The sequence below is a fragment of the Bremerella cremea genome, assembly GCF_003335505.1.
In the GTDB taxonomy this organism is placed as follows: Bacteria; Planctomycetota; Planctomycetia; order Pirellulales; family Pirellulaceae; genus Bremerella; species Bremerella cremea_A.
The window spans coordinates 1-14136 of the sequence record NZ_QPEX01000033.1; the positions used below are offsets into that span (position 1 = coordinate 1).

At 51.9% G+C, this 14136-nt stretch carries 14 protein-coding genes and 1 rRNA gene; 10 read left to right on the top strand and 5 right to left on the bottom strand.

The window, feature by feature from the left end; translation table 11 throughout:
- Nucleotides 1–111, bottom strand: a 16S ribosomal RNA gene (locus tag DTL42_RS16175); the annotation flags it as partial.
- 663 nt (nucleotides 112–774) lie between these two features.
- Here DTL42_RS16175 and DTL42_RS16180 point away from each other — a divergent pair.
- The 5 genes from DTL42_RS16180 to DTL42_RS16200 all read left to right on the top strand — a co-directional run bounded on the left by DTL42_RS16180 (nucleotide 775) and on the right by DTL42_RS16200 (nucleotide 5346).
- A complete protein-coding gene (locus DTL42_RS16180; RefSeq protein WP_114369788.1) occupies nucleotides 775–1152 on the top strand; it encodes a thioredoxin family protein in 378 nt (125 codons plus the stop codon).
- A gap of 150 nt (nucleotides 1153–1302) precedes the next feature.
- A complete protein-coding gene (locus tag DTL42_RS16185) occupies nucleotides 1303–2139 on the top strand; it encodes a hypothetical protein (RefSeq protein ID WP_114369790.1) in 837 nt (278 codons plus the stop codon).
- 145 nt (nucleotides 2140–2284) lie between these two features.
- The gene (locus DTL42_RS16190) at nucleotides 2285–3691 is read left to right on the top strand and encodes a sulfatase (protein WP_114369792.1); all 1407 of its coding nucleotides are present in this window, start codon (nucleotides 2285–2287) and stop codon (nucleotides 3689–3691) included.
- A 100-nt stretch (nucleotides 3692–3791) separates the two neighbouring features.
- Nucleotides 3792–4256: a YegJ family protein gene (locus DTL42_RS16195; protein ID WP_199590159.1), complete on the top strand. Its 465-nt coding sequence runs from the start codon at nucleotides 3792–3794 to the stop codon at nucleotides 4254–4256.
- A 97-nt stretch (nucleotides 4257–4353) separates the two neighbouring features.
- Nucleotides 4354–5346 (top strand): sugar phosphate isomerase/epimerase family protein, encoded by a 993-nt coding sequence (locus DTL42_RS16200; RefSeq protein ID WP_114369794.1) that lies wholly within the window; start codon nucleotides 4354–4356, stop codon nucleotides 5344–5346.
- Between the two features lie 92 nt (nucleotides 5347–5438).
- Here the strand turns inward: DTL42_RS16200 and DTL42_RS16205 are convergent, their stop codons facing one another.
- Nucleotides 5439–6635 (bottom strand): helix-turn-helix domain-containing protein, encoded by a 1197-nt coding sequence (locus DTL42_RS16205; protein ID WP_114369796.1) that lies wholly within the window; start codon nucleotides 6633–6635, stop codon nucleotides 5439–5441.
- A gap of 240 nt (nucleotides 6636–6875) precedes the next feature.
- Here DTL42_RS16205 and DTL42_RS16210 point away from each other — a divergent pair, with 240 nt between their 5' ends.
- The 5 genes from DTL42_RS16210 (at nucleotide 6876) to DTL42_RS16230 (ending at nucleotide 10557) form a co-directional block, all read left to right on the top strand.
- Nucleotides 6876–7901 carry a DUF1559 domain-containing protein gene (locus tag DTL42_RS16210; RefSeq protein ID WP_114369798.1) on the top strand — a complete coding sequence of 342 codons (1026 nt, stop codon included), beginning with the start codon at nucleotides 6876–6878 and terminating at the stop codon, nucleotides 7899–7901.
- The gene (locus DTL42_RS16215) at nucleotides 7891–8253 is read left to right on the top strand and encodes a hypothetical protein (RefSeq protein WP_114369799.1); all 363 of its coding nucleotides are present in this window, start codon (nucleotides 7891–7893) and stop codon (nucleotides 8251–8253) included. The genes DTL42_RS16210 and DTL42_RS16215 overlap by 11 nt, the downstream gene beginning before the upstream one ends.
- Before the next feature lie 317 nt (nucleotides 8254–8570).
- Nucleotides 8571–9503 (top strand): DUF1559 domain-containing protein, encoded by a 933-nt coding sequence (locus tag DTL42_RS16220; protein WP_114369801.1) that lies wholly within the window; start codon nucleotides 8571–8573, stop codon nucleotides 9501–9503.
- A gap of 118 nt (nucleotides 9504–9621) precedes the next feature.
- Nucleotides 9622–10002 (top strand): hypothetical protein, encoded by a 381-nt coding sequence (locus DTL42_RS16225; RefSeq protein WP_147274304.1) that lies wholly within the window; start codon nucleotides 9622–9624, stop codon nucleotides 10000–10002.
- Nucleotides 10003–10053: 51 nt separating this feature from the next.
- Entirely contained in the window at nucleotides 10054–10557 is a 504-nt protein-coding gene (locus tag DTL42_RS16230; protein WP_114369804.1) for a DUF423 domain-containing protein, read from the top strand.
- Between the two features lie 93 nt (nucleotides 10558–10650).
- On the opposite strand, the gene DTL42_RS16235 is transcribed toward DTL42_RS16230, so the two are convergent.
- The 3 genes from DTL42_RS16235 to glmS form a co-directional block, all read right to left on the bottom strand.
- The gene (locus tag DTL42_RS16235; protein WP_114369806.1) at nucleotides 10651–11217 is read right to left on the bottom strand and encodes a hypothetical protein; all 567 of its coding nucleotides are present in this window, start codon (nucleotides 11215–11217) and stop codon (nucleotides 10651–10653) included.
- 167 nt (nucleotides 11218–11384) lie between these two features.
- Nucleotides 11385–12023 (bottom strand): hypothetical protein, encoded by a 639-nt coding sequence (locus tag DTL42_RS16240; protein ID WP_114369808.1) that lies wholly within the window; start codon nucleotides 12021–12023, stop codon nucleotides 11385–11387.
- A gap of 53 nt (nucleotides 12024–12076) precedes the next feature.
- Nucleotides 12077–13942, bottom strand: coding sequence for a glutamine--fructose-6-phosphate transaminase (isomerizing) (gene glmS, locus DTL42_RS16245; protein ID WP_114369810.1), 1866 nt, complete (start codon nucleotides 13940–13942; stop codon nucleotides 12077–12079).
- Nucleotides 13943–14136: the final 194 nt, after the last annotated feature.

The following is a 14136-nucleotide window of genomic DNA, read 5'->3' on the forward strand; positions in this document are numbered from 1 at the left end:
CCCTTTCGCCGCTGTCCCCTTAGAAGCAAGCTTCCTTGGTTCTCGCTCGACTTGCATGCCTAATCCATGCCGCCAACGTTCATTCTGAGCCAGGATCAAACCCTTCAATTAAATATTTGCATGAACTTCAAGGCCGAAGCCCTAAAGTGATTTAGCAAGTTAGCAATCGAATATGTTTGAACTAGCTACTTAAATTCAAAAAAAATTGAACTAGCTTGAGTTCAAAGTTGATCGTCTTTCTCAGCTGCCGAAACAGCTTCAAAAAACACAACCACCTTCGTTCTCAAACAGAGGTCACTACCAAATTGTCAAAGATCAAATTGATGCTCTCGCAACATCAAAAGCAATTTGCTTTTGTCCCTGTGAGCGATGTTTCCCTCTCAGGAAGAAGCAAATAGTACCAGAAAGGATTCGGCTGTAAAGGGGCTCAGTGCTTTGCGGCGATAATTTTTCAAGAGACTTCGCTTTTCCTCGGAAAACACGGCGTGTTTTGCGTCTGGAATTTTCTGAAACCTCGCCTTTGCTCATCGGTTTGAGTCCTCTATTGGCCGTTCCCCATCCCAAAACGGGCATCGATTTCGCGATTCAACTCCAGCGAACAACTAGGTCCTTCTGTGACGATCGTGCCGTTTCCAGCGAATACGGGAGGTTGCCGGTCAATTTGGCTTCGATTTCCCTTGGAACCTTTCGGGGCTCTGCACCTGAATGAGCTTTATTGAAGATAGAGCTTGGAAACGAAATCGGCTGGATTGAATACTCGGGGGAAGTGTTGCTATGCAAAAACTGATTGTTGCCTTGGTGGCATTGGCATGCTTTGCCACGCCGGTCTTGTTAACGGTGGCCAGCTATACCAGCCAGGACTTTTCCCCAAACGAAGACGTCTCTCCTAGAAACCTACATGGGAAGGTCTTATTTTTCTCGGCCAACTGGTGCCCGGCCTGTCGGCATGCAGATCCCGTTTACCAAGAGCTTCGTAATGCAGGGTACCCAATAAGCAAGGTAGACGTTGATTCCAACCCAACCCTCGCCGAAAAGTACGGCATCCGATCCATTCCCCAGTTTATCTATGTGGTTGATGGGCATGAGAAATCTCGCATCTCTGGAGGAGCCTCAGCCAATCGCATCAAACGCCTCTTTCAAGGAGGGTGGTAAATCCTGCGTTTAAGTCGCCAATCTCCTTAAGAGGCCCCTCTAGTCGCTACGCCCATTGATTCGCATTGAGTACTTCTCCTCAAAAGTGCTAGATTGATTGCCCCGGTTTCCAATACCAACGAGGGGCAACCAATCCATCAGGAGAGTTCGATGCGAAATTACGATTCAGTTGGGCTCACACGCTGCTTGCCACTTCTTAGCGTGCTTCTCTTGCTTGCCCCCCAACACCTAATCGCTGCAGAAGCGACTGCTACTGGTCCAAACATTCGCTTGAACACGACTTATGGGGCTGAAACGTATCGACCTGCGGAGTTCGTCGCTGGGGAGACGGTCGTCGTTCAGGCAAAAACAAGTCACTTGAAGGCGAATGCTCAGGGGCAATACCAATTCGCCACCGAAGCCCAATTGCTCGATTCTGCAGGCAAAACCATTGAGAAGATCCCTCTTCACCGATCTTCTGAAATTGCCAATAGCTTTGAAACGGTCCACCTTTCCTTTCGCATTCCCACCGAAACACCACCGGGAAAGTATCGTTTTTTAGCCACCCTCCACGACTTAATGGCAGACACAAAGACAACCGCTGAACTAGAAATCACACTTCATCCGCGCGAGTCTCAAGACGTCACCGAACTACGGCTGACGCAAGAGCCTGCGACCTCACTACGCCCGGGTGCGACGTATTTGCTGGCGAATGTCTCTTCGGAATTGGTTGAGATAGATAGCCGGGGCGTTCAATGCACCATGCTCATCTGGGACGAGAAGAAGCGACTTATAGGAGAGCCTATTTCCGCCATCATCACCAAAAACTCTCGCCGCGAAGATGAAACAGGACGTCCATACAATCTAGCGTCGCCGTTGCCTTCGCTGCCATCGGGTAACTATCAGATTCGCTTGCTTGCGCCGAATGAGGTGGGCCGCGAATCGACTCAGTACCAGATCCAATACCGAGTTCCGTTTTACATCAGCGGAATCGATGTGCTTCGATGATTGCTTCTCTCGTCAAAGCCGCCTTTGCTGGGCTGAAGAATCTTAGCTTTTTCGGCGGTAATGACTCACGCTGCCGATTTGGGCAAGGGTATGATAATACGCGATTGGAACATTCCCTATTTCTTCTCGCGTAAGAGTTTCCGCCATGCCGAGCGATCGAATCTTTTTGTTGGCTTGCCTGTTACTCCTCGGAGCTTGTCCCCTCCGCGCAGCGGAAACAAGTACGTCGCCTCCGAACGTGCTGTTTATTGCGGTGGACGACCTCAACCACTGGGTAGGTCACCTTCATCGAAATCCGCAAACCAAGACTCCCAATATTGATCGCCTTGCAAGCATGGGGGTAACGTTCACCAATGCTAACTGCGCCGCACCGGCATGCAATCCATCGCGCGCGGCACTCATGTCTGGCCTGCGTCCCAGCACGACCGGTGTGTACGACAACGGACAAGCTTGGAACCCTGTGATTCCCAAAAAATTGACGCTGACCACTCAATTCTTGAATGCCGGGTACAACGTCTTCGGAGCGGGGAAAATTTACCATAGCAAGCAACATCGCGATGGTGAATGGACGGAATATTTCCAAGAGAAAGTCCCCCAACTCAAGCTCGATCCCTCAGCAAGAAACAATGGGGTCGGCGGCATCAAGTTCGGTCCTTTAGCCAATCCCGATAGCGACATGCCCGACTATCAGGTCGTCGACTATGCCCTCGAAAAACTAGATGAAAAGCACGATAAACCATTTTTTCTGGCCGTTGGTCTAGTAAAACCGCACATGCCGTGGAGTGTCCCCAAGCACTATTTTGATGACATTCCACTCGATTCCATTCAATTGCCACCGCACACCGAAAATGATCTGCAAGACGTACCCGAAGCAGGCCTCAAGATGGCCAAGCCAAACGGTGATCATGCATTGATGCTCAAATCAGGTCGGTGGAAAGAAGCGGTCCAGGCTTATCTGGCCACCATCCAGTTTACCGACGCCCAGATAGGTCGCTTGCTTGATGGTTTGCAGAACTCTGCCTATCGCGATAACACTATTATCGTCCTGTGGGGCGATCATGGTTGGCACCTAGGCGAGAAAGAGCATTGGCGAAAGTTTGCCCTTTGGGAAGAAGCCTGTCGTGCTCCTTTGATCTGGGTCGCCCCTGGCGTGACCACGGCTAACTCGACTTGCGATCGCCCGGTCGACTTTATGACGATCTACCCCACGCTGTGTGACCTTGCGGGCATTTCTGTTCCTGATCACGTTGAAGGGCCAAGTATTGCTCCCTTGTTAAAGAACAGTAAGGCGACTTGGGAGCAGCCTGCGCTGACGACCTTTCATCGCAACAACCACAGTTTCCGCAGCGAAAGGTTCCGATACATCCGCTATGCCGATGGCAGCGAGGAACTCTATGACCATACAGAAGATCCCTACGAATGGACCAATCTGGCAGGCGACGCCAAGTACGATTCGATAAAAGCAGCGTTCCAAAAGCATCTGCCAGAAAAGAACGTCCCGGAACTTCCCAAAGGCAACGATAAGACGGGAAAAAAGAAAAAGGCTGCGTGATTCTACACAATTAGACGATTGCCTCTCGTGAAGGTGGCTTTTATGCTGGAACGTTCCTGTTGCTTACTAACGTTCAAAAACCGCAATGGAATTGGCTCAGATGCGTATTGCCACGTTTATTGTCTCGCTCTTGCTGTTGGTCTCGACGTCCTGTGCCGCCCAGCCAGAAACGCTTGTTACTGGTGGGTACGACGAAAAAGAGATGAATCAGGCAATCGCCAAAGCAAAGGAAACGGTCGACAAGTTCATCAAAGTGTTGAAAAGTGGCAAAGGGGAAAATTTCGCCGTGAAAGCCCCCATCCGTGATGGTGAACAGGTCGAGCACTTCTGGATAACGAATATCTCCTACAAGGACGGGAAGTTCATCGGTCAGATCAACAACGAACCTGGCATGGTCAAAAACGTCACCCTCGGACAGAAATGGACGATCAGTAAGAAAGAGATCTCCGACTGGATGTACATGCGAGACAACAAGATCCACGGCAATTACACCTTACGTCCGCTGCTGAAGACACTTCCCGAGGCGGAAGCGAAGAAAATGCGAGCGATATTGGCCGATCCTTAACGGCGATGACGGGACACTCCATCTTGTTCGTTCCTGGCAGGCCTAGCCTAGGTACCCAAAATTCACCTTCTCATTCCGTAAACCGAAGATCGACCTCATGAATCAACCTTCTTCCCACAAATCACGTTCCTCACGCCGAGGTTTTCTGACGGCGGCAGCTGCTGCTTCGCTAATTCCGTTAGGACAGGCTTGTGCTGCGGAGGAAAAATCGGCCGATATTGGCAGCGGGGCGCGCAAGACATCCCCGATCGTGTTGTCTACCTACTCGCTATGGCGATTTAAAAATGACGATCTTCGCGATTTCCATAAGTGCATCGATATCGCGGACGAGTATGGTTTCGACGGCGTAGAGCTACTGCTGTACCAAGTTGAACAGAACGACTTGCTAAGCCGCTCGAAGATGATGTCGTACAAACGCCATTGCCTTCGCCTGGGCTTGCCTCTGGTTGGCCTCTCAACCCACCAAGGCTTCGTCACGCCTGACCTCGAAAAGCGTCAAGCGAACATCGATCGCACGATTGGCCAAATCGAAATCGCGTACGAACTTGGTATTCCTGTGATGCGCGTCAACAGCGGCACCTGGGGAACCTCAGGCAGCTTTGACGAACTGATGGCCAATCGCGGGATCGAAAAACCACTGGAAGGTTATACCGAAGAAGATGCTTTCCCTTGGGTCATCGAAGCGTTAGAGAAATGCTTGCCGACGGCGGAAAAGTGCGGCGTGGTGCTGGCCTTGGAAAATCACTGGGGCTTGGGGCTCACGCCGGAAGGTCTGCTGCGGATTGTGAATGCCGTTGATTCTCCCTGGCTCCAAATCTGCACGGATACCGGCAACTTTCTCGACGATCCTTACGATCGCTTGGCCAAGATCGCTCCGAAAACCATCTTCGTGCAAGCCAAAACCTACTATGGTGGCGGGCAGTGGTACTCGCTCGATCTCGACTACGCCCGGATCGGTAAAATTTTGGCCGAGCATAACTACCGTGGTTATATCTCGCTTGAATTCGAAGGAATGGAAGACTACACCAAGGCCATTCCCGAAAGCTTAGCACTGCTGCGGAAGGCTTTTCCCCGAACTTATAAGAGCTAACCGTTGCTCGTTCCCCACAAATCAAACAGAAGGCCCCAAGGAGTTGCTTCCCTGGGGCCTTCTGTTATTAGTCGATCGTCGGCTGTTCGCGTTTATTCATCGGTTTGCCTGGCCGACATACGGTATTCGTTGGGTGTCTGCCCGACTTCACGGCGGAAGAAGTTGACGAAATTGGCTGGCTCTGGGAAGCCACAAAGCTCGGCAACCTTCGTCACACTGTGATCGGAATTCTCTAGCATTTTCTTGGCTTGGTGGACCCGCATAGCCCGGATTTTCTTGCCTGGGGTGATACCGTACTCTTGCTGAAAGCGACGATTCAACGTGTTGCGTGAGACGCCCAAACGGCGTGCGAGTTCGTCAACGTTAATTCCCTTACAAGCTTCCCGTTCGATAATACGGTTTACCTGAGCGACAACGGCATCTTTTACCAACTCGAAACGAAACGATTCACGTTCGATGAATTCGAGACGGACATGCTCGACCAAGCTGTGCGAGTCATCCGGAGCCTCTAACCGTTGCAACACCATCTGAAACGCGCGGCGTCCGATCATGGTCCCATGGATCTCAACCGTTGAGATCGACGGGGACGAAACACGTGAGACGGTAAAGTTACCGAAGCCCATCAGGGCGATATCTTGCGGAATACGGTATCCTAAGTCGCGAGCAACCCGACTAAGCAATGCCGCGAGATAATCGTCGTCGCAATACATCGCAGCCGGTTGTGGCAAGGCTTGCAGGAATTGAATCAATTCCGCCTCTCTGGCCGGTTGGAACATCCGTTGCCGTTCCTCGCTCGGCAAGCCAGGGGCAATAAAAAACTGAGTCGAAATGCCATCGCCCTTCAATCGCGCGATCAACTGATCGAGCCAAGCGACCTTGAATGGATCGTTTCCTAAATTATGGGAAACGATCGCCGCACTAGGGCGTCCTAGCGACACAAACTTCTCGACCAAGTCGTCCTGCAATGCTTCCCAATCGAACATCACAGAAGGGACGCCTTCCGAAATCCAATTACTGCCGCAATTGATCACAGGTATCCCCATTTTCAGCAGCCGCCGCATCCAAGGCGATCCCTTATAGGCCCAGACGATCGCGGCATCGAATTGGAGATCCCCCAAATCGAAATCAAAGTCTGGCTGCGCATCGTCATACGGCCACTCTAAAAGAGTGATATGGGGATAGTCAGCAGCTCCCATGGCAGCCCCTGCGGTGATCCGCGCGGACTGCTCGTGCCCCCGAGGGAGGAATAATGCGATCGTTTTGGTTACCAAGTTCGTGTGATCAATCATCCACAGTTGCCCTGGATTCAGCACACCAGGAGTGAAACAAATTGAAAATCACTAAAAACGGAAATAGCAATGCTTTATCTTTGGCAATAATCCAAACTACCTCTTGTGAAGCCACTCCCATCATGCACCGTTGGCATCGCAAAGCCAAGCAGAAAATCTAGCGCTGGGGGGCGTTAGGCCAATGCCGAGCTTTGCGGGCCAGACATCATCCATTTATTACGATCATGGAGTGGTACTCAAATGTCAATGACAAGAACGAGGGGATTTACCCTCGTAGAGCTGTTGGTGGTCATCGCCATCATAGGTGTACTGATTGCGCTGCTTTTACCGGCTGTGCAACAGGCTCGCGAAGCCGCAAGACGGACACAATGTTCTAATAATTTAAAGCAAATAGGCTTAGCGTTACATAATTATCACGACACGCACGACGCTTTTCCCTCTCGCTCTGCCGGTGCTGGGGCGTGTGATAATTGGTGGAGCGGCGTTAGTGGAACCATCCCTTTGCTTCCGTTTATGGAGCAATCCGCGCTTGCCAAACAATGGCAAGAACGCTTAGTAAGTGGCCAGTATTGCTCGATTGATGCGGTCTTCCCCGCCACACAGACTCAGGTCGAAGGGTTGTTGTGCCCATCGGATCCTGAATTCCGCAATGGCCGCAAACAGGCTATGACTAACTACGGTCTTTGTGTTGGTGATAACTGGCGGCAAACCTCCGGTGCCGATGCCAACGACATTCACCCGCGCGGCATGTTCGGCTATCGCTCGTGGTACAAGATGCGGGATGTTGTGGATGGCACGACTAACACCATCGCCTTTGCCGAGATCATTCGCCCTACTGGCGATCGCAAACGAGGGGATACCGCAATGGGCGTTGGGCCTTCCTCGCCATCTGATTGCACGAACAGCTCGGTCTGGCTAGGCAACCGCTACGCAAACGGTATCTCGGTCGCTGGCGGAGTCGACAAACATGGTTCCAGCTACCATCCTGGTGGCGCGATCTGGACCTCGGTGACAACCATCATTGCCCCGAATGGCCCCTCCTGCACCATGGAGAACAACTACTGGACCGAAGCAATCATGACTTCCAACAGTCGACACCCAGGTGGGGTGGAAGTGCTGCTGGTCGACGGCTCGGTGAAGTTCATCCCGGAAACTATCGATACCGGCGATCAAACCTCTTCTCCGACTGATAGCGGACCATCCCCCTATGGTGTGTGGGGAGCCATGGGAACTCGCGACGAAGGGGAGGTGGTCAGTGGCGTATAAACCCAATCCTCAAAGATCCATTTCGCGAATCTATCAAGCTCTTCGCGTTAGCGTTTTACTGCTAGCCAGCGTTGCCATGACTGGCTGTGGCCAACAAGAGATTGATTCGGAAGTTCCACTGCCGCCTGATGGCGTAGCAATGCTACGAAACTTCCTAACTCAGGTCGCCGATCCGGACAAACCGATGCCTCAAATGTTTGGTATCGAGCCCGCGTTCGCCGATGCAATGCGACATGCTCCGGATCAAGTGGCACCGTTGAAGCCGTTGTGCAACCGCTTGAAGTCGGCTGGCAGCGACAAGCAACGCCGCAAGATCGCCAGCGAGATGCTGGAAAAACTACCTCCTGCCTAACCGGATCGTAGAAAACTGCTGGTACGTCCTCGCCCTGTTCCCCCAACAGGGCGAGGTCGACCGCTGGCTGACCACGGATTGCCCACCACACCCAAGATCCGTTATTTGAAACAAATTACAAATCTGTAAAAACCGTAATTGCAATTCCAGCTCGCGCGGGACGTGATAGTATCCTCTTCAATTCCACCCCATAAATCATGCAACCCCCAATCGCCCCGGCTTCTTCATTACAAACCGAACCCAATCACTTGTGCTCGGCCAACCCCAGATAAAAAGCCGCAACTATCATCCTTTTATCCGTCCTGGAGTGGAACAGAATGCAATCGTCCAGATTAAAAGGCTTCACGCTCGTTGAGCTGCTTGTGGTCATTGCCATCATTGGCGTGCTGATCGCCCTGCTGCTGCCAGCGGTGCAACAAGCCCGTGAAGCAGCACGCCGGATTCAATGCACCAACCATCTCAAGCAACTCGGCTTGGCGATGCACAACTATCACGATACGTTCGGCAATCTGCCTGCCGGACAATTTAGCCAACAGCAGTTGGACGACCCCAACGGGCAACCCAATCGCATGACGTGGTATGTTTCGATCCTTCCCTTTGTGGAACAAAAAGCGATGTATGACATCGTTAAACCCAACATGGGTACCTCGCCTGCCAACACTTGGAACGAAACGGTCCGCAAGACAGTTGTGGAAGGATTTGTCTGCCCATCCGACCCTAACGGTGGCAAGGTTGGCACCGATGGTTTCCAAGGAAACTACGTAGGCAATTCTGGGCACGATATTATGGTACAAGCCAACGCCGCCACTCCTTCAACCCATGGTGAAGGCATGAGCGGACTTTTCTTTGTGAAGTCACACATTGGCTTAAAAGACATTACCGACGGTACGTCCAATACGTTGATGTTCGGCGAAATCCGTCAAAGCCCTCAAGCGAATTGCACGATTGGTAACTACTGGAACGGCTGGGGTATGGAGTCGATGTTTTCTACTCTTTTCTGGATTAACACCCCAGCGCCAGACTTCGTGCCTACTGGTACCGTTGCCGACAACCCTTGGCGTAAGACCCAAGAGATGCCTGCTGCTGGGCCCGGTTCACAAACCAACTATTCGCTCCGCAGCACTCACCCAGGCGGCGTTATGGTCACCCGGGCAGACGGTTCCGCTTCGTTTTTGCCCGAAACGATTAGCAGCCAACTGCTCAAAGATCTATCTAACCGTGGCGATGGCTCCGTGATCACTTCCTTCTAGGGAATTACTCCCAAGCAGCACGTGGCGACTAGTTTGCCACGTGCTAAAAACAAAATTCTCTATGCAGTCACCTATGCCGGCGATTGAGTCGTTTGCTTGTAAAGAAGGAAATCGATCGATGGAATTTTTCCGTTTAGCCCCATATCAGGCTATGTTTCTGCTGCTATGTGTTGGTGCCATATCTGGCTGTTCTCAAGGGCCTGTCACCTTTCCAATTACCGGCAGCGTGACTCTGGACGGCAAACCGCTGCAAGACGGCACGATCATGTTCTCGAGTACCGAAAACGGGAACGAGATGGCCGAAGGCAAAATCATTGAAGGCACCTACACACTGGAATGCACTGCCGGTGCGAAAACGGTTCAAGTTGGGGGCTACACTGCAGAGAAAAAGATTGTTCCGTGGCAATACCTGAGTCAAGACTCAAGCCTATCGGCGAATGTTAGCCAAGAAGCAGAGATCAACTTTGAACTAACCTCGAAGCAAAAACGACGGCGTTAGAGCAAAGCTCCTTAACAATCAATTGGCATCTACCAACCTGAAAACAAATCGATGTCCACGCTCAACTTAATTTTTGGCTGCCTATTCGGCTTGGGTGCAGTCCTTGCTGGGCCCGTTGGCGAATCGTTTGTCCAAGCCAAGTTCCAAACAGAACTGCGTGAAAAAGCCAAGCTCACCCCTGGCCGGATCAACCCTGATGGGAGCCAGGAAAAAGACAGCATGGAAATCAGTACGATTGATCGCCAAGAGAGCGACCAACGCTGGGCAAGATACCAGAAAGGGATTCAATCAATTTCGATCTATTCCTTAGCCCTGGTCGGCTTGGGCCTGCTTAGTACGTCGGGCAAAGGACAACTTATAGGAGGAATCGGTTTTGGCCTGGGAACGCTTCTTTACGGAGGCGGACTCGCCCTAGGAGCCTACTTCAACATGCCCACGATCGGTGTGCTCGCGCCCATTGGTGCGATGATCTTGCTGGCAGGCTGGGGAGGACTACTCTTGGCGGCACTACAAGGCCGAGGGGAAAAACCGATGCTCACGGAGGCGGGGCAGTAGAGAAGAGGCCATCTCTCAACTGACGCTCCGACGAAAAAACGCCGCACGATTTGTGCGGCGTTTTTTTGTTCGAGCTCTATGCATTGCGATTACTTACAATAGGTTCATTCTCATCTCAGGGAACTTAAAGTCACTCGGAAAGTCGGGGAACAAATTGCCAACCGTCTGCGGGTTGACTTTCTTTCCTGCAATGTATTTCCATTCGCTTTCCGTTTTCTTTTTTTGCCCGAATTCGTAACCAATCGCCTCTACCTTCTTCTCATCAATGGTCAATACCATGCGTATTGGAATAACCACAAAATGACTCTTTTCGGATTCCAAAAAATAAGGTTCCGTTGTGAATTCAAGCACATCCATACTCACATTATTTTCCTGGAAAGTAGCTAGAACGCCCCGCATCGCCTCGCGGGCTACTTCCGGGTCATCAACAACTTCCAAGACTTTCTCATGCGTTAAGCCAAGCAGCGTATCGACATCACCTTCAAAAGTTGCCGCCATGACCCGGCGAAGATCTTGCTGAACTTGCTGCGGGTCTTTCCAATCCTGTGGTGACACCGATTCCCCTGATTTCGCCGTACTCGAAGTATCTGAACTTTCGAGGCTTTCAATCGGCTTACACCCCAAGCCGACGAGCAAAAGAACCAAACAGACGAACCGCATTGAAAATCCCTCAATTGGAATAGCGAAAGCAAACTCGTTAGACCGAGTTCCTATCATGCTAAATCACACAGGCAACCTAAGCAAGAAAATCTTACTCCGACGTGACGGATGAAACTTGGTTTACCAAGCTGGGGCCGTCTTCCGTGAAAAGTCACCAGCCCAACGCTTTAAACATATGCGTCCATATAGAAAATGCCCCGCTTCGTATCAATCCAAACTTGGACGTATCCGTCGCTGAAGTATTCCCCCTCTTCAATCTTGTTCGGATTGAACCAAGCTTGCTGATGCCGGGGCGAGTTGCCCCAGGCAGGCACAAATGTAAAGCGAGCGTTAGAAATCGATTGATCGATCGGCATACCAGGCCCAAATTTAACGCGGTACACGCGTTCGACTTTGGCCAAGGTTGCATAGCAATCTTCTACCGAGGCGTGGAAGGTGACCCGCGTATCGGCCCCCGTGAAGCCGTTCATCCGCTCAGAAGCCTGCAGTTGAGAAGCGGATGGCGGCAACTCGAACGGACAACTGAGACGATTGAAGATACTCGGTAAAACAACACCGAATACCATCGCCAGGGAAACCCAAAGAAGCAACGCATAACGCAAACTACCGCTATGCTTCTGGCCTGAAATCAACAGATAGCCGAGAGCAGCAGATGGAATACCTAAGAAAGCCAGCAGCAACGGACTGTACGGATCAAGTCGATAAACCGATCCTAACAAGGCCGCAACCACCCACACCAAAGCAAAGAGCTTTCGCAGCGTAAAGCGGGTCCCTGGTCGGTCATTCTCAACGATGGCGTCCGTCATGTAAGCATTTTGGAGTTAACGGATGGAAACTAGGTCGATGGCGAACCGTAAATCTACTCCACCGTTACACTCTTCGCCAAGTTTCGCGGCTTGTCGACATCGCAGCCGCGCAGCAGCGCGATGTGGTAGGCAATGAACTGCAGCGGTATCACGGAGACGATTGGCTGAAGGAACTCTTCCACCTTCGGGATACGAATCACGTCGTCGGCGTACTTTTCGATCTCGTGGTCGTCTTCGCTGGCAATCGCGATGACTGGGCCGCCGCGGGCCTTGATCTCTTGCAGGTTACTCATCACTTTGTCATACACCACGCCCTGCGGCATGATAAAGACGCTGGGGGTGTTCTCATCGACTAAGGCAATCGGACCATGCTTCAGTTCTGCAGCCGGGTAGCCTTCGGCGTGGATATAGCTGATTTCCTTCAGCTTCAATGCCCCTTCCAAAGCCACCGGAAAGTTGAAGTAACGCCCTAGGTACAGGAAGTTGTTCACCGATTGATACTTTTCCGCTACCTTCTTCGCTTGCCCCTGAGTGCCGAGCGCCTGGCGAACGGCATCCGGTAGCGTTTGCAAAGCTTGGATGATTCGATAGCCCTGATCAAAGCTCAGGTGATTCAAGCGACCAAAATAAAGCCCTAGCATCGCCATCACGGCTAACTGCGACGTGAATGCTTTCGTCGAAGCCACGCCCACTTCCGGGCCGGCGTGTAAATAGATGCCGCCATCCGATTCCTGGGCGATGCTACTACCCACGACATTACAGATCGCCAGGGTGGGATGCCCTTTCCGCTTCATCTCACGCAGGGCGGCCAAGGTATCAGCCGTTTCTCCACTCTGTGTGATTCCAAACACCAGCGTTCGCCGCGGAACCGGCGGATTTCGATACCGCAATTCTGAAGCGTACTCGACTTCCACCGGAATTCGAGCCATCTCCTCGATCATGTACTCACCCACCATCGCGGCATGCCAGCTCGTTCCGCAAGCGGTCAGCAAAATTCGATCGACGCCGCGCAATTCTTGCGGGCTCAAGTTCAGCCCGCCAAACACAGCGGTGGCATTGTCGAGACTCAACCGGCCACGCATCACGTTTTCCAGCGATTGCGGCTGCTCGAAAATCTCTTTGAGCATGTAATGCTCGAAGTCCCCTAGTTCGACATCACCAGAGGCAATCTCCAACTTTTCAACACTGTGGGTGACTTCTCCTAGATCGCGATGGGCAATCTGCAACGAGTCCGCTTTGAGCAAGGCCAACTGATGATCGGTCAGGTACACAATCTTTTCGGTATAGCCCACCAAGGGAGAAGCATCACTCGCCAGGAAGTGAGCATCTTCCGATACACCAATCACCAGCGGGCTACCTAGCCGAGCCGCGATAATCAAATCAGGCCGGCTGCGAAATAGAATTCCTACCCCGTAAGTTCCTTGCAGCTTGGCCAACACCTTTTGCACTAGCCCGACCAGTGCTTCGTCGGTCGGCGCTTGATTCGGGGCAATTGGAAGTTGCTTGAGGCCATCTTCCAACATGAAGGCAATCACTTCCGTGTCGGTGTCGGAACGAAAGACGTATCCTTTTTGTTGCAGGCGCGACTTAAGCGCGGCGTAATTTTCAATCACCCCATTATGAACCACCACAACCTCGCCGTTGGGACCAGGGTGCGGATGAGCGTTGGCCTGGGTCGCCGGGCCATGAGTAGCCCAGCGTGTATGGCCGATTCCTGTCGTCCCGATTGGCATGTCGTCCGCCAATTGTTCTGCCAAAGCGGCGATCCTGCCGGCGGACTTGACGATGTGAATGTCTTCATGACGATCGACTGCGGCAATGCCGGCGCTGTCGTACCCGCGATACTCAAGCCGCCGCAAACCTTCCAGCAAGAAGTCTGCCGCACGCAAGTTTCCCACGTATCCGACAATACCGCACATAGAACCGTATCCTCAATCGTTCGTCCAATGGTTGCCCCGCTATCAATGTCAAGCGTAGCAAAATCCTGTTTACGTACGAAGATCAGACCACAAATTGGGCTTCTGATTTCCACAGGTTAAAGCGTATGCTGTCGGCGTTTTCGCGTCTCGATCACGCGATATGCCCATTTCGAATGGAATTCCAACTTTTTAAC